10 protein-coding genes are annotated in these 17,072 nt (G+C 66.0%); 8 read left to right on the top strand and 2 right to left on the bottom strand.

Annotated features, from left to right (window positions below; genetic code table 11):
- Positions 1 to 30: 30 nt before the first annotated feature.
- Both rbsK and AC3IFE_RS29610 read right to left on the bottom strand, forming a co-directional pair.
- Positions 31 to 957 carry a ribokinase gene (rbsK, locus tag AC3IFE_RS29615; RefSeq protein ID WP_089471053.1) on the bottom strand — a complete coding sequence of 309 codons (927 nt, stop codon included), beginning with the start codon at positions 955 to 957 and terminating at the stop codon, positions 31 to 33.
- A 470-nt stretch (positions 958 to 1,427) separates the two neighbouring features.
- Positions 1,428 to 2,030 (bottom strand): LysE family translocator, encoded by a 603-nt coding sequence (locus AC3IFE_RS29610; RefSeq protein ID WP_489193744.1) that lies wholly within the window; start codon positions 2,028 to 2,030, stop codon positions 1,428 to 1,430.
- A gap of 794 nt (positions 2,031 to 2,824) precedes the next feature.
- On the opposite strand from AC3IFE_RS29610, the gene AC3IFE_RS29605 reads away from it, so the two are divergent.
- The 8 genes from AC3IFE_RS29605 to AC3IFE_RS29570 all read left to right on the top strand — a co-directional run bounded on the left by AC3IFE_RS29605 (position 2,825) and on the right by AC3IFE_RS29570 (position 17,053).
- Positions 2,825 to 4,441, top strand: coding sequence for a tryptophan halogenase family protein (locus AC3IFE_RS29605; protein WP_489193742.1), 1,617 nt, complete (start codon positions 2,825 to 2,827; stop codon positions 4,439 to 4,441).
- Positions 4,441 to 5,526, top strand: coding sequence for a monodechloroaminopyrrolnitrin synthase PrnB (prnB, locus tag AC3IFE_RS29600; protein ID WP_089471056.1), 1,086 nt, complete (start codon positions 4,441 to 4,443; stop codon positions 5,524 to 5,526). The genes AC3IFE_RS29605 and prnB overlap by 1 nt, the downstream gene beginning before the upstream one ends.
- Positions 5,527 to 5,577: 51 nt before the next feature.
- The gene (gene prnC / locus AC3IFE_RS29595) at positions 5,578 to 7,278 is read left to right on the top strand and encodes a monodechloroaminopyrrolnitrin halogenase PrnC (RefSeq protein WP_089471057.1); all 1,701 of its coding nucleotides are present in this window, start codon (positions 5,578 to 5,580) and stop codon (positions 7,276 to 7,278) included.
- A gap of 24 nt (positions 7,279 to 7,302) precedes the next feature.
- A complete protein-coding gene (gene prnD / locus AC3IFE_RS29590) occupies positions 7,303 to 8,388 on the top strand; it encodes an aminopyrrolnitrin oxygenase PrnD (protein ID WP_489193802.1) in 1,086 nt (361 codons plus the stop codon).
- A gap of 536 nt (positions 8,389 to 8,924) precedes the next feature.
- Complete coding sequence (locus tag AC3IFE_RS29585) at positions 8,925 to 9,395, top strand: hypothetical protein (protein WP_489193739.1); 471 nt, start codon at positions 8,925 to 8,927, stop codon at positions 9,393 to 9,395.
- Positions 9,396 to 9,486: 91 nt separating this feature from the next.
- Entirely contained in the window at positions 9,487 to 12,261 is a 2,775-nt protein-coding gene (locus AC3IFE_RS29580) for a bifunctional glycoside hydrolase/polysaccharide deacetylase family protein (RefSeq protein ID WP_489193737.1), read from the top strand.
- Positions 12,251 to 16,384 carry a tetratricopeptide repeat protein gene (locus AC3IFE_RS29575; RefSeq protein ID WP_489193735.1) on the top strand — a complete coding sequence of 1,378 codons (4,134 nt, stop codon included), beginning with the start codon at positions 12,251 to 12,253 and terminating at the stop codon, positions 16,382 to 16,384. Before AC3IFE_RS29580 ends, AC3IFE_RS29575 begins: the two co-directional genes overlap by 11 nt.
- 171 nt (positions 16,385 to 16,555) lie before the next feature.
- On the top strand, positions 16,556 to 17,053 hold the full coding sequence (locus AC3IFE_RS29570; protein ID WP_080287820.1) for a penicillin-binding protein activator LpoB: 498 nt from the start codon (positions 16,556 to 16,558) through the stop codon (positions 17,051 to 17,053).
- The last annotated feature ends 19 nt before the right edge of the window (positions 17,054 to 17,072 follow it).

Below are 17,072 nucleotides of genomic sequence, written 5' to 3'. Positions count from 1 at the left end.
TTCCCAATGTCTCGTCGATGAAGGCGCCGGTCAGAAGCCGGCGTCGCGGAGGAAGCGTTCGAACGTCGCGGCGTCGGCGTACGACTTCTGCGTGCCGAGGCTCGTGACCGAAAGCGCGGCGTACGCGGACGCGTAACGCATCGCATCGATCGCGTCGCGCGACGCCGCATAGCAGCGTGCGAAGCAGCCGATATACGCGTCGCCGGCGCCCGTCGTGTCGCGCGCGTCGACCGGGACGCCCGGCACGTGGTGCACGCCGTCACGCGACACCAGCAGCGAGCCGTTGCCGCCGAGCGTGACGAGCACGTGCTCGAGCCCGCGCGCGACCAGCGCTTGGGCAGCGCGGGCGGCGCTCTCGCGCGAATCGACCGGCATGCCCGACACGATCGCGAGCTCGGTTTCGTTCGGCACGAAGAATTCGACGGAACGGATGCGTTCGAAATCGAGGTCGGCCACGGCGGGGGCCGGGTTCAGCAACACGGGAATGCCGTGCCGCGCGCCGAATTCGATCGCGTGATAGACGGTGTCGAGCTCGATTTCGAGTTGCAGCACGATCAGTGCGCATTCGGCGAGCATCGGCGCGGCCGCGTCGATGTCGGCCGGCCGCAGATGGCGATTCGCGCCCTTGACGATCAGGATGCTGTTGCTTGAATCGGGCTCGACGAAGATCGGCGCGACGCCGCTCGGCACGCCGGCGACCTTGCGCACGTGCGTGGTGTCGATGCCTTCGCGCTCGAAGTTGCGGATCGTGTTGTCGGCGAACACGTCGTCGCCGACCTTGGTGACCATCACGACGCGCGCGCCGAGGCGGGCGGCCGCGACGGCCTGGTTCGCGCCCTTGCCGCCGCAGCCGAGCTCGAAGTTCGGCGCCTCTAGCGTTTCGCCCCGGGCGGGCATGCGTGTGACGTAGGTCACGAGGTCGACCATGTTGCTGCCGATGACGGCGATTGTCTCCATCTGCGTGTCTTCCTTGGTATATGGGGTGCGACCGCGCAGGGTTAGGGGCGGGGCGCGATGGGTGATAATAAAATCACATTGAATGTGAAAATGCAATCCTTTGATGTTAGGAGGGTCACTTGTTTGTCGAGGGGCAAGGCGAAGAATGCGCCCATGCCTGCTGGAGAGAAGGCTTCGCCTCGGGCGGTGCTGCAGCGCAATTGCGGACGCTCGCATTGGGCACGGTGAGAAGCGGGGGCTTGGGTGGGAAATTGGCTGAATTCTCTCTGCGGTGCAGAGAGAATTCGGGGCGTGCCCGGCAGGGTGCCGCGGGGGCTGAGATTCCGGTAACGTGGCCATAGCCGGCGCGCGCCGGTTCGCCGATTCCTTCATTTCTGACCGCTCGATAGCTCCCGTTCGGGTTCGCACGCGAACGATGTCGAAAGAAATGACGGGCGCACCGAGAAGCGTCGCGTGCGACGCCGCGTCGATCAGCGGTTCACGACCGAGTACACGAGCGTGCCGGAGAACATCAACAACACGAGCGACGCGCCGCGCAGCAGCGTCGACGTACGGGCGGCCCACGCGCGTTGCGAAGTGAGGATCCCGCCGAGGGACGACCAGCCCATGCCGATCGGCGCGAGCACGACCAGAAATACGAGGAGCGCCCAAGCGAAATAGTGCGCGGACCTGAACGCCTCCAGCGGAAACAGCGTGCTCGAGAACAACAGCGCCTTCGGGTTCATCATCGTCGCGACGAACACGTCGCGAAAGCGCACCGGCGCGACCGACACGTCCTGCAGCACGCGGCTATGCGTCCACATCCTGAGCGCGAGGAAAAAGATGTAGATGGAACTCGCGAGCTTGACCACGTCATAAAGCCAGGGCCGGCCGGCAGCGAACGTGGACAGAAAGAATCCCCATACGGCAATCGCGATCGCGTAGCCGAGCGCCTCGGCGACGACCAGCGGCCACGTGCCGCGCAGGCCGACCTTCAGCCCGGACGACAGCAGCAGCGTATTGGTCGGCCCCGGCACGATCAGCACCAGCGAGACGTACATCGCCATCTTCAGCAACGCTTCCTGGATGGGCACGCGGCCTCCTCGATTCGTCAGTGTCGCGGTTCGTGTCCGGTCGAAGTTGGTGCACCGTGAAATAGCGGTTGCCCTGCATGCACGGTCGTTCGATCCGCGCTTTCGCGAACTTGCCCATGCTCATCGCATGACCTTCGTGTTCGCTCGCGCACATCATGACGAATTTCTCTGCCGACGAGTCGAATTATTTTTAGGTCGAGATCACGATCGACAAAATGTGAAAAGGTCATCGGTTTTGTATTTGATGTTGTGAATTCTTTGTTTCTTTCGTGTGAATTCAGTCTGCCATTTCGCATATTAAAGATAGAAAAGATTCTGGATTAATGTGCTTAAAATGAAAAGATGAATTCTGTTGTTTCGAAAAAGTTGAATCGATCGTTGTGCGGTATTTCGTCGAAATTTAACGGCATTTAGAATTTCTCTGAACAACCGGAGATTGATATGAAATTTTTCGAAGTGCGCCGTCATGAACGCTGCTATGGTGTGTCGGAGGGTCAAGCGCGCGGTGCGACGATCCTGGAAACAATTAGGTAGACTGAGTTTATAAATGCGCTAGTAACAGTCGCCGTATCCGAAAGTCAATTTGCCGAAGCAGAATCCATTCCGCGGTGTGCCGCCGCGTGCGATGGGTGCTTCCCGTTGTTGCATGCGTTCGTTGCGATTCACTCCGCCTTTTCGATGTCATTTGTCGTGATGGGCCGGACGCGTCATCACGCGTTACCGGAAGCGTTGCCGATTCAATTCGACAAGGCGGCACTATCCATTCCGATTTTCAATCCTATGGGAAGCGTGTCATGACTCACCCGATCAAGAATATCGTCATCGTGGGCGGCGGCACGGCGGGCTGGATGTCCGCCTCGTACCTCGTCCGGGCGCTCCAGCAGCACGCGAACATCACGCTCGTCGAATCCGCGGCGATCCCCCGGATCGGCGTGGGCGAGGCGACCATTCCGAGTTTGCAGAAGGTGTTCTTCGACTTCCTCGGGATACCGGAGCGGGAGTGGATGCCCCAGGTGAACGGCGCGTTCAAGTCCGCGATCAGGTTCGTGAACTGGAGGAAGGCTCCCGATGGTTCGCGCGGCGATCACTTTTACCATTTGTTCGGCAACGTGCCGAACTGCGACGGCGTGCCGCTGACCCACTACTGGCTGCGCAAGCGCGAACAGGGCTTCCCGCAGCCGATGGAATACGCGTGCTACCCGCAGACCGAGGCGCTCGACGCCAGGCTGGCGCCGTGCCTGCCCGACGGCACCCGCCAGATGTCCCATGCATGGCACTTCGACGCGCACCTGGTGGCCGACTTCCTGAAGCGCTGGGCCACCGAACGCGGGGTGAAGCGCGTGGTCGACGAGGTCGAGCAGGTTCACCTGAACGATCGCGGCTACATCGCCAGCCTGTCCACCAAGGAGGGGCGCACGCTGGAAGCGGACTTGTTCATCGACTGCTCCGGCATGCGCGGGCTCCTGATCAACCAGGCGCTGAAGGAGCCCTTCATCGACATGTCCGACCATCTGCTGTGCGATAGCGCGGTCGCCAGCGCCGTGCCGGCCGACGACGCGCGCGAGGGAATCGAGCCGTACACGTCGGCGATCGCGATGAACGCCGGGTGGACCTGGAAGATCCCGATGCTGGGCCGGTTCGGCAGCGGCTACGTGTTCTCGAGCAAGTTCACGTCGCGCGATCAGGCCACCGCCGACTTCCTCGACCTGTGGGGGCTGTCGGACAAGCAGCCGCTCAACCAGATCAAGTTCCGGGTCGGGCGCAACAGGCGCGCGTGGGTCAACAACTGCATCGCGATCGGGCTGTCGTCGTGCTTTCTTGAGCCGCTGGAATCGACGGGCATCTACTTCATCTACGCGGCGCTGTACCAGCTCGTGAAGCACTTCCCCGATACGTCGTTCGACCCGCGGTTGGCCGACGCATTCAACGCCGAAATCGTCTACATGTTCGACGACTGCCGGGATTTCGTGCAGGCGCACTATTTCACCACGTCGCGCGACGACACCGCGTTCTGGCGCGCGAACCGGCACGACCTGCGGCTGTCGGACGCGATCCAGGAGAAAGTCGAACGCTACAAGGCGGGGCTGCCGCTGACCACCACGTCGTTCGACGATTCGACGTACTACGACACCTTCGACTACGAGTTCAAGAACTTCTGGTTGAACGGAAACTACTACTGCATTTTTGCCGGCCTGGGGCTGTTGCCCGACCGTTCGCTGCCGCTCTTGCGGCACCGGCCGGAATCGATCGACAAGGCCGAGGCGATGTTCGCGCGGATCCGGCGCGACGCCGAGCATCTGCGGGCGAGCTTGCCGACGAACTACGATTACCTGCGCTCGCTGCGCGAGGGCGACGCGGCGCTGTCGCGCAGCCGGCCCGGGCCGACGCTCGCGACGCCGGAGATCCTGTAGTGGAGCGCGCTCCGGACCGGGTGCGCGCGATCGCGGCCACGCACGCTGCCGTGGCGGCCTGCGACCCGCTGCAGGCGCGCGCGCTCGTCCTGCGGCTGCCGGGCCTGAACCGTCGACAGGATGTGCCCGGCATCGTCGGGCTGTTGCGCGAGTTCCTTCCGGCACGCGGCGTGCCCTCGGGTTGGGGCTTCGTCGAAGCCGCCGCCGCGATGCGGGACATCGGGTTCTTCCTGGGATCGCTCAAGCGGCACGGACACGAGCCCGTGGACGCGGTGCCCGGGCTCGAGCCGGTGCTGCTCGACCTGGCGCGCGCGACCGAGTTGCCGCCGCGCGAGACGCTGCTGCACGTGACGGTCTGGAACCCCGCGGCGGCCGACGCGCAGCGCAGCTACACCGGGCTGCGCGACGAAGCGCATCTGCTCGAGAGCGTGCGCATCTCGATGGCGGCGCTCGAGGCGGCCATCGCGCTGACCGTCGAACTGACCGACGTGCCGCTGCGCTCGCCCGCGTTCGCGCAAGGGTGCGACACGCTGGCGGACTATCTGCAGAAAATGGTCGACTCGATCGTCTACGCGTATCGCTTCATCTCGCTGCAGGTGTTCTACGACGAGCTTCGTCCGTATTACGAACCGATTCGAGTCGGCGGTCACGACTACCTCGGCCCCGGTGCGGTCGAAATGCCTCTTTTCGTGCTGGAGCACGTGCTGTGGGGGGCGCAATCGGACCACCGGGCTTATCGGGAATTCAAGGAGACGTACCTGCCCTACGTGCTTCCCACGTTCAGGGCGATCTACGCGCGGTTCGCCGGGCGGCCGGCGCTCGTCGACCGCGTGCTCGGCGAAGCGCAAGCGGCCCGTGCGCGGGGCGAGCCGGTCGACGCCGGGTTGGCGGCCCTCGACCGCGTATTCGAGGTGCTGCTGCGCTTTCGCGCGCCGCACGGCAAATTGGCCGAGCGCGCGTACGAAGTGGGCCGAAGCGGCCCCACGATCGGCAGCGGCGGGTACGCGCCGAGCATGCTCGGCGATCTGCTCACGCTCACACGCGCGGCGCGCTCACGCGTTCGCGCCGCGCTCGGCGCGCGCTGACGGCTTGGCGCGGGCGGCCATGTGTTCCATCTCACCAGGAGAGTTTTCCCCATGACTCAGCAGAGCCCCGCGAACGGGCGCGACAGCAACCACTACGACGTGATCATCCTCGGCTCGGGCATGTCGGGCACCCAGATGGGCGCCATCCTGGCCAAGCAGCGGTTTCGCGTGCTGATCCTCGAGGAATCGTCGCACCCGCGCTTCACGATCGGCGAATCGTCGATCCCCGAGACGTCGCTGATGAACCGCATCATCGCCGATCGCTACGGCATTCCGGAGCTCGACCACATCACGTCGTTCTATGCGACGCAGCGTTACGTCGCGTCGAGCACGGGCATCAAGCGCAACTTCGGTTTCGTGTTCCACAAGCCCGGCGAGGAGCACGACCCGAAGGAATTCACGCAATGCGTGATTCCCGAGCTGCCGTGGGGGCCGGAGAGCCACTATTACCGGCAGGACGTCGACGCGTACCTGTTGCAAGCCGCCATCAAGTACGGCTGCACGGTTCGCCAGAAGACGAGCGTGACCGAATACCACGCCGACAAGGACGGCGTCGCGGTGGCCACCGCCCAGGGCGAACGTTTCACCGGCCGCTACATGATCGACTGCGGCGGCCCGCGCGCGCCGCTCGCGACCAAGTTCGGGCTGCGCGAAGAGCCGTGCCGTTTCAAGACGCACTCGCGCAGCCTCTACACGCACATGCTCGGGGTCAAGCCGTTCGACGACATCTTCAAGGTCAAGGGGCAGCGCTGGCGTTGGCACGAGGGGACCCTGCACCACATGTTCGAGGGCGGCTGGCTCTGGGTGATTCCGTTCAACAACCACCCGCGCTCGACCAACAACCTGGTGAGCGTCGGTTTGCAGCTCGACCCGCGTGTCTACCCGAAAACGGATATCTCCGCGCAGCAGGAATTCGACGAATTCCTCGCGCGGTTCCCGAGCATCGCGGCGCAGTTCCGCGATGCCGTGCCGGTGCGCGACTGGGTCAAGACCGACCGCCTGCAGTTTTCGTCGAGCGCCTGCGTCGGCGACCGCTACTGCCTGATGCTGCATGCGAACGGGTTCATCGATCCGCTTTTTTCCCGCGGGCTCGAGAACACCGCGGTGACGATCCATGCGCTCGCGGCGCGCCTGATCAAGGCGCTGCGCGACGACGACTTCTCGCCCGAGCGCTTCGAGTACATCGAGCGCCTGCAGCAGAAGCTGCTGGACCACAACGACGACTTCGTCAGCTGCTGCTACACGGCGTTCTCGGACTTCCGCCTGTGGGACGCGTTCCACCGATTGTGGGCGGTCGGCACGATCCTCGGGCAGTTCCGGCTCGTGCAAGCGCATGCGAGGTTCCGCGCGTCGCGCGACGAGCGCGATCTCGATCACCTCGACGACAACGCGCCGTACCTCGGGTTCCTGTGCGCGGACATGGAGGGGTACTACCAGTTGTTCAACGACGCCAAGGCCGAGGTCGAGGCCGTGAGCGCCGGGCTCAAGTCGGCCGAGGAAGCCGCGGCGCGGATTCACGTTCTGATCAACGAACGCGAATTCGCGAAGCCGATGTTCGGCTTCGGATATTGCATCACAGGCGCCAAACCGCAGCTCAACAACTCGAAGTACAGCCTGCTGCCGGCGATGAAGCTGCTGCACTGGACGCAGACCAGCGCGCCGGCGGAGGTGAAACGGTATTTCGACTACAACCCGATGTTCGCGCTGCTCAGGGCGTACGTCACGACCCGCATCGGCCTGGCGCTGAAGTAGTCGACCGACCCCGGAATGAAAATGATAGACGACGTTCAATTGAATCAAGTGCGCGCCGGCGAGCATCCGTCGGCGGCGTATGACGCGACCACGCGCGTGGCCGCGAGCTGGTACGTCGCGATGCGCTCGGACGACCTCAAGGACAAGCCGACCGCGTTGACGCTGTTCGGCCGCCCGTGCGTCGCGTGGCGCGGCACGACGGGCCGGGCCGTGGTGATGGACCGCCACTGCGCGCATCTCGGCGCGAACCTGGCCGACGGGCAGATCAAGGACGGGTGCATCCAGTGCCCGTTTCACCACTGGCGGTACGACGAGCACGGCCAGTGCGTGCATATTCCCGGCCACAGCGCGACGGTGCACCGGCTGGAGCCGGTGCCGCGCGGGGCGCGCCAGCCGACGTGGGTCACCGCCGAGCGGTATGGCTACGTGTGGGTCTGGTACGGCTCTCCGCAGCCGCAGCACCCGCTGCCCGAGATCGCCGCGGCCGACGTCGACAACGGCGATTTCATGCACCTGCACTTCGCGTTCGAGACGACGACGGCGGTCTTGCGGATCGTCGAGAACTTCTACGACGCGCAGCACGCGACGCCCGTCCACGCGCTCCCGATCTCGGCCTTCGAGCTCAAGCTTTTCGACGATTGGCGCGCGTGGCCGGAGGTCGAGTCGCTGGCGCGGGCCGGCGCGTGGTTCGGCGCCGGGATCGACTTCACCGTGAACCGGTATTTCGGGCCTCTCGGCATGCTGTCGCGCGCGCTGGGCCTGAACATGTCGCAGATGAACCTGCACTTCGACGGCTACCCCGGCGGGTGCGTGATGACCGTCGCGCTGGATGGCGTCGTCAAGTACAAGCTGCTCCAGTGCGTGACGCCGGTGAGCGACGGCAAGAACGTCATGCACATGTTGATCTCGATCAAGAAGGTGGGCGGCGTCCTGCGCCGCGCGACCGACTACGTGCTGTTCGGGCTTCAGACCCGGCAAGCCGCGGGGTACGACGTCAAGATCTGGAACGGGATGAAGCCGGACGGCGGTGGCGCGTACAGCAAGTACGACAAGCTCGTGCTCAAGTACCGCGCGTTCTATCGCGGCTGGGTCGACCGCGTCGGCCGATAGCGGTGCCGCGGCGATGCCGGGGATTGCCGGCGACATCGATATGCGCGATACGCGATGACAAGATGGCCGGGTCGCGCCCGGCCGGCGAGGGTATCGATCGAAGCGAATGCGGGCGTGCCTGCGCGTAGGCACGCCAACCGCATGTGCAGCAGCGCGGGTAAATCCCGGTTAAAGGCAGGCTGCACGGCAATTGAATGCGATATTCGGAGCAATCGCAATCCATGGCAGTGCGGCGGCGCAAACGTGTGCGGCCATGGTGCGCGTCGCGCCCTCTACGACGTATCGAAAGAGTCGAATGCCATAGGCAGGTCATCTTGGGCCGGGATAATCCACAAACGTCGGCGGTGACTTCGCTCTCGCCGGATGGCTATGGTCCGATTGGGCGAAGGTGTTATCCCATCACGCGGCGGATTTCCGTCGAAATGCCTTCGCCATCTTTACGATGTCGCATCAAAACATAAATTTATGTAAGAACATAAAATTCACCATTGGGCATGGTAATTTTAAAAAGAAGAACAAACGGGGAAATAATAAGTATGGCCAAGTCGGAAAAAGCATCCGGTTCGATGCTTGTCGCCAGTTCCATCGGCTCTTCCGCGGTCGATGGCTGCAATGCGCCGCGCGTGCAGCCATTTGCGGTGCGGGTCTTGTGTGTGTGGATCATCACGTGCTGTTTTTTCGTCGTCTATCGAGGCGAAGTGCTGCCCTCCGCGGCGAAGATCGAGAGCACGGATCGCCTCGCATATTACTCGGACATACACGGCATGGGCGCACTTCAAGCCGCTCTGGTATTGACTGCCGACAGGGCCGCCGGTTTCGGCGTCGCCACGCGCTTGCAGATGCCGCGTATCGCTGACGAGGGGCGCAGCGGGCGTGGGCGCCGGCAAACGGTGCGTGCGCAAACGATCTCCCCTGCATCGTGGTTGCTGCATGCGCGTGCGCCGATGGGGCGCGACGGTCCCGTGCGTATGTGGGGACGGCTCCCGGCTGTAGACACCATCCGCTAATCTTACCTGTGCCGGGGCGGCATGCGCCGGCATTGCCTGACGTCCGGAACGACACGAATTGAATCACCAACCCAGAGCGAGCACGGCCTCCATGCTTGCTGCCCGCGGCAGCGTTGCCGCGACTCTGTGCATCGCCGCGCTTGCGTTCGTTTCGCTGCACGCCCTGGCGGCCGATACCCCGGAACATCCATCCCCGCCGGCCGCGCCACGTGCAAACGTCGCGTTTTTCGACGGTGCCCAGCCGCCCGAAGGCTTGCTGCAAGCGTTCGACGCCGTGGTGCTCGATCCCGCCCGGGGCTTCGATCCGGCGACGCACCCGCTCGCGCATACCGTTTGGGTCGCACGCGTACCGCACGGCGCGTCGGGCCCGGCACTCGGGCCCGCGGCGTTTGTCTCGCAGCGCATCGAGCCGCTGTGGGCGCGCGGTTATCGCGGCTTCCTGCTCGACACGCCGGAGGCGATTGCATCGAGCGAGGCAATTCATGCGACTTATCCTGACGCGCGGCTGATCGTCGGCGGCAACGATGCGCTGCGTGCGGCGCAATCGCATGCGAGCGTGCTTTACGCGGTGCTCGGTCCGCCGCTGGTACGCGGTTTCATGGACGGCGACGACATGCGTTCGGTACGCGACGTCGCCGCCGCCGACCGCAGCGCACGCGTCGACGCGGCGCGGCTTTTCATGCGCGAGACGCACGTGCCGGTGCTGTCGCTCGAGATCTGCGAGCGCACCGACCGGGCATGTGCCCGCGCGACGGCCGCGCAGGTCGTCGCGACCGGCGTGACGCCGTACGTGACGGACGCCGGCCGCGACGTCGTCGGCATCGGTGCGATCGAAGTGCTGCCGCGCAAGGTGCTGATCGTACAGAACCGCGACGCCGATACGCCAGTGGACGAAACGCGCGGCGTGCGCGACCTCGCGATGCCGCTCAATTATCTTGGCTACGACGTCGAATACGCGGATCTCGACGCCCCGTTGCCGACCGATATCACACCGGACCGTTACGCGGGCGTCGTCGCCTGGATCGAAGGCGCGGAGCCCGCCGATCCCGCGAAATGGCGGCGCTGGATCGATGCGCGCATCGCGGATCACGTGCCGGTCGCCTTCATGGGACAGTTCGGCTTCGACGCCGCGCAGGAAGAGGGCGCGGCACTCGATCTGCAGCCGGTGCCCGGCCCGTTCACGGCGCCGCTCAGCGTCGTGACGCGCGATCCGATGATGCACTTCGAGATCGATCCGAGGCCGGATGCGCGCGATCTCGTCGGGATGCGCGTCGGATCGCGCAGCCGTGTGCTGTTGCGGCTCGCGGCGGCGGGCACGAACGTCGACGCGGCCGCGATCACGCCGTGGGGCGGCTATACGCTGAGTCCGTACACGGTGGTTTCGCTGAACGGCATCGGGCAGACGCGTTGGGCGATTCAGCCGATCTCGTTCGTGACCGACGCGCTGCGTCTCGTGCGGATGCCGTCGCCGAGCGTCACGACCGAGAACGGCCGGCGCCTGTTCATGTCGCACGTCGACGGCGACGGCTATGCGTCGCGCGCGGAATTCCCCGGCGCCGATTATTCGGGAGACGCGCTCTATCGACGGATCTTCACGCGCTACAAGGTGCCGATGACGTTGTCGGTCATCGAAGGCGAAGTGGGGCCGACCGGCCTGTATCCGAAACTGTCGCCGCGCCTCGAAGCGCTCGCGCGGCAGATGTTCGCGCTGCCGTGGGTGCAGATCGGTTCGCATACCTACTCGCATCCGTTCCAGATGGCCGACCTCGATGCGACGACGGGCGCACGCGTCGACCACCGGAACAACGTCGAGCGCGGCAACGGCGGCGACACGGCGTTCTCGCTGGATATCCCGGGCTACACGTTCGATCTCGACCGCGAGATCGCCGGTTCGATCGCGTACATCGATTCGCGTCTCGCGCCGCCGGGCAAGCGTACCGAAGTGCTGCAATGGCCGGGCGACTGCGAGCCGCCCGCGATCGCCGTGCGCAAGGCCTATGCGGCCGGCGTGCAGAACATCAACGGCGGCGACACGATCATCCGCAAGTCGATGAACAGCTGGACCCATATCGCGCCGCTCGGCGTCGACAAGGGGCCGGGCGCGTACCAGGTATACGCGCCGAACCAGGACGAGAACGTTTACACGAACGACTGGCAGGGCCCGTTTTATGGTTTCACGCAGGTACTCGAGACCTACGACATGACGGAGCATCCATATCGCTTCAAACCGATCGACGTGTACTACCACATGTACAGCGGCACGAAGCTCGCGTCGCTGCGCGCGCTGGACCAGATCTACTCGACCGTGCTGAAGCAGCCGGTGCTGCCTGTCTACATCACCGATTACACGCACAAGGTGCTGGACTGGCGCGGTTTCGCGGTCGCGCGCGAAGTGGCCGGCGGCGCATGGGTCGTGCGCGGCAACGGCGACGTGCGCGAATTGCACTGGCCGCGCAACGACGTGCCCGACCTGCGTGCATCGCAGGGCGTGACCGGCTATGCGCCCGGCCCGGACGGCCTCTATATCCATATTGCCGACGGCGCGGCGCGTGTCGTGTTCGAGCGCGACACGGAGAACGGCTTGCGCGGCGCAGCGCAACCGCATGGCCCGGGCGGGACGCCGTATATCGCGCAAGCGAACGGATTCGTCCGGAACTTCCACCGTACCGCCGACGGGATGTCGTTCGAGTTCGGCGGCTACTATCAGCCGTTCGTCGAGCTCGCCGACGCGCAGCGCTGCCGTGTGCGCATCGCGGGCCGACCGATCGATGCACGGCGCGATGGAACGGTTCTCCGTTTCGAAACGGCGGCCGACGTCCGTCACCCGATGCACTACCAACCGGTCGAGATTGCGTGTGGCCGGTAAGCGCCCGCGTATCGCGCCGCCATGGCTGGTGCTGGTGCTGGCAGGCGTCGTGCTGCTGGCAGGCTATGCGGTTGCACCGCACGACGGGCTGCGTGAGCGGATGGCCGCGGTTGGCGGCCCGAGCGATCTGAGCGCGGCGTATCTCGAAGCATGGCTGAAAGTGCGGCCGCGCGACGAAGCGCTACTGGCGATGCTCGGTGAGCAATATGTGTCGCTGGGCCGGCTCGCCGATGCAGGGCGGGTCGTTCAACGGATGGACGAGGCAGCTTCTGCGCCGCTGCGGCAGGCCGCGATGAAGCTGCGGCTCGCGATCGCGCAGCAACGCACGAACGCGATGCTGGCCGACGATCCGCGCCGTTCCGCTGCGCTTGCCGCGCTGCGCCGGCAGCTCTCCGACGCGGCCGCGCTCGACTGGTCCGATCGCGATCTCGAATGGCTCGCGCAATCCGCGGCATCGGTCGGTGCCCCCGCGCTCGCGCTGCGTTTCTATGTGCGCCTCGCGCGGCGCGACACCGCACATCGCGATACGTGGGACGGATACGTGTCGCGCTACGCGCTGCAGATCGGCGACTACAAGGAGGCGGCCGACAGCTGGTTCGAGCGTCAGCAGAACGCGACGACGCTCGGCGCCCAGCGACGCTGCTTCATCGCGGGCATTCGCGTGCTGCAGGCCGGCAATCTGACCGCCGATGCCATCGCGGTTGCGCAGCGCCAGAACGACGCGTTCATCGACGATCAGCCGACGCTCGTCGCGTTGCTCGATCTCGCACGGGCGGCGCAGCGGCCGGACCTGATCGAGCGGTATGCGAAGGCGTTGGCGCGGCGCGCGGGGATCGGCGGGATTGCCTATCGGAGCCGGCGCGCGGAGCGCGTGCTCGCCATGCCGGCGGTTCACGGGTCGGATTCGACGCCGCGGGCGTACGCGTATCTGGACGGTCCGATGGCATGGGGCAGCGCACGTCGCGGTGGCGTTGCGCGGCAGCTCCGGGCAGGCCGTGACGGCCACGGCCCGTTCATCGATGCGGCGCAAGCGCAAGTCACCGCACAGACGCAACCGCGGGCGCACGTCGTGAAGGTCGCGCTGCAACGGCGCGACGCAATGATGCGCTTCGTCGCCGCGACGCAGGTATCGAAGCATGCGGGCGCCGGGCAACTTCCGTCGCCGCCGGCTGCCGATGGGGCGGGCATTGCCGATCTCCTCTATCAGTCGTTCCTGGAGTCCGCCGATCCCGCCAATGCGCAGAAGGTCGCGCTCGCGCAGCTCGCCAAGGAACCGCATTCGGCGCTGTGGCGCAAGCGCCTGGCGCAGGTGGCCGAATGGAACGGGGCGTCGCAGCTCGCGCTGAAGTCCTGGCTCGACTATGCGCGACAAACGGGCGACCCCGTCGGCTGGCGGAACGTTCGGCGCATCGCTCCGATGCTGGACGCCGACGACGCCTACCTGGCGGCTTTGCTGCAGGCGGCGCGGGCGACGCCCGACGATCTCAAGCTCGTCGATTCCATCACCGCAACGTATGAGCGCCTCGGGCGGCCGGACGACGCGATCGCGTTCCTCGACGGTCTGCCGCACGGCCGTGAAGCGAACGCGCTCGACGAACGCGCCGGTGCGCTCGCGGAACGTGCCGGCCACGACGACGAGGCGCTCGCAATCTACCGTCGGCTGCAACGGCGCGAGCCGCGCAATCCGCGCTACGCGTTGCATACCGCCAACGTCCTGTACCGCGACGGCGACTACGCGGGCGCGCTCGATGCAATGACGAACGCGAGCCGTTACGCGCAGGACGGCGAAGTAGCGTTCTGGCGCAACTACGGCGAACTGGCGCGCCTGCTGCAACGTGATGACGCGGCGCACGACGCGTATCGCCACCTGCTGGCGAGCGATGCGGCGACACCCGAGGATCTGGCCGACATGTCGTACTTCTACGATGCGTACCCGATCGACGCCGGCCGCATCTCGGCGCTGCACTACCGGCGCGACCATACCGTGCGTGCGCTGCAGCAGGCGGTTTACTACTACACGGCGGCCGGCGCGATGGAACGCATCGACGCGCTGCTCGCGAGCCTCACGCCGCAGGAGCGCGAAGCAGCCGAGGCGTCGCCGGGTTTTCTCGGCGTGCGCGCCGAGTACGAGCGGCAAGCGGGGCGTCCGCTCGATGCGTTGCGCGATCTGCAGCGTGCGGTCGATCTGCCTGGCGCATCGGCGGATCTGAATGCGGCGCTATTGTGGACGCTGGTCGATTACGGCACGGATGCCGAGTTGGGTGCGGCGCTCAAGCGCTGGCGCGACAAGGCTTCGGCTGACGCGCCGCTATGGGGACCGTATGCCGCGGCCGAACTGCGCCTGAACCGGCCCGTCGATGCACTCGAATATCTGCGCCGTCAGGCCGTGATGATGTCGCACGATCCGCTGTGGCTGCTTACGTACGCCGACGCGCAGGAAATGGCGGGACGTCCGGATCTCGCGTGGTCGATTCGCCGCAAGGTGTGGCTGCAGATCGGCGCATTCGGCCGGAAGCAGGCCAGGCAGACGCCGCAGGAACGGGATGCATCGTCCTCGCCGCCGCGACGGACGACGCAGGCGCCGCAAGCCGCTCAACCCATGCAACGCGGTGTTCCGGCGCGTACGTCGCAGGACGTCGAGACGCGCCTGGAGCTGCGCAGCCGCGGCGTCGATCTGGCTGCGCAATATTCGGACGCCGACCACGCGGTCGCGCTGCTCGACGCACTGCTGAAGGACGGCTCGGCGGCTGCCGATTTCATCAGCGAACGCCGTACCTTGCTCGGCGATGCACGCGGTCTTTCGCCGCTCGAATCGTCGGCGCGGGGTAGCGCGAAATCGATGCAGGACATGCTGAAAAAAGATCGCCGTGCGTACGCGGCAGTCGCGCAGGAGGTGGCGATCACGTGGGCGCTGTCGCACGAGGCGAATCCGCTTGCGAAGCGGTGGCTCGCGTTGCAGGCGGCGAACCTGTTCGCGCGGCCGGCGTCCGCGCAATTGACCGTCGCGCTCGCCGACGGCGACATCGGAACGATGGAGCGTCTGCTCGATCAGGGCGTGCGCCTGCCGCGCTACGACCGGATCGATGCGGCCGAAGCCGTCGACCGTCCGGGGCAAGCACAAACGCTCGCGTTCGACGGCCTCGATGGCGCGCCCGACGACAGCGAAATGCATCGGCGTTTCGTCGAAACCGCGCTCGCGTGGCCGCAGTCGCTCGACGCGACCGTGACGCGCTACGCCGAACATCCGCTCGATTACAGCGAGCAGACGATCGCGGCAAGCCGCAAGATCGCCGGGCATTACCTGATCGGCATGACCGCCACGCTGGACCTCCAGCGATCGACGGACGCGTCGCAACTGGTCAACGTGCCGTCGGCGGACCGCTCGCTGGTGGTCCATGCCAGGCGGCAGACGCGTGACGATGCGTTCACGGTGAGTGCGGGCCGCCGCGAAGGACTCGACGCCTTCTATACGATCGGACTGGGCGCGGAATTCGGACGCAACGGACCGTTGCAGTTCGGCATACGTGCGGGCCGCGATCAGGTCGCCGACGAGCTGCCGACGTTGCGCATCGGCGGGATGAAGGACAACCTGATCGCCGATGGGAGCTGGCAGGCGAACGAACGCGTGACGGTGTCCGGCAGTGTCGAGATGGACCGTTTCTACAGCCAGGCGCGCACCTATCTCGGCAGCGGCGTGCTGTCGACCGCGCAGGTGAGTTACCGAATTCGTACGGCGTACCCGGACTATACGATCCGCGTCGTGGGCACGCACGGCGATTACGGTGCGGGGGGGCGGGCGGACACGCTGATTTCGTCGCTTCTGCCTGCCGCGAGCCGGTCGGGCTCCGCGGGAAACTTCATGCCGGCCACGTACACGCAATACGGATTGTTCGCGGGGTTCGGGACCGATCTGCGCGAGCGGTACACGCATCGGTGGCGGCCGTTTCTCGAGGTCGGCGTCCTGCACGATTCGATTCAGGGCGGCGGAGCGGCCGTCGATGCCGGCATGGCGGGTTCGGTGTTCGGCGGGGATCACGCCGCATTGTTCATCCAGCACCAGCGTGTATCACGCCTCGGTACGCCCGTGACGGTGGTCGGCGCGCAATACCGCTGGTTTTATTGATTCCGGTTTCCATCGTTGCGCGGCGCGAACGGAACGACGCGCACGATGATGCATGCAACGAAGTGAGTAGGGAGTGGTTCGATGAACGAGATGAACGAAGCGACTGTACGGTCCGGATGGTTGAGCGGCGCGGAGGCAGCCGGGCTCGTCCGCTGGGGCGCGGCGATCGCGATGTCGGCGGCGGTGCTGGCGGGCTGCGGCTCGATGCGACAGACCGCGGCGCCGACGCTCGCGGCCAGCGATGCGGTGGCGATCGCACCGATTGCGAACTTCACCGAAACGCCTGCGGCCGGCGGGAGCGCCGCGGCGCTCGCGGCGACCGTATTGCGCGCGAACGGGCTGGCCGACGTGCGTCTCGCGCCGGCCGACGGAGACGGCAACGCGATGTTCGACACCGCGCAGCGCGACACGGGCGAGCGTCGGCTCGCGTGGGCGCGCGAGCATCACGTGAAGTACGTGCTGGCCGGCGCCGTCGAGGAGTGGCGCTACAAGGTGGGCGTCGATGGCGAGCCGGTCGCGGGGCTGACCTTCGAACTCGTCGACGTCGAGTCGGGCCGGGTCGTCTGGAGCGCGGCGGGCACGCGCAGCGGCTGGAGCCGTTCGAGCCTGTCGAGCGTCGCGAATGCGCTGGTCGGCCGCCTGCTCGCGCCGTTGCGGCCGCGCTCGTGATGCGTGCCCGACACGACTG

This window comes from Burkholderia sp. APQ4-4ca (assembly GCF_057837105.1).
This window is presented reverse-complemented; position numbering and strand designations above follow the sequence as displayed.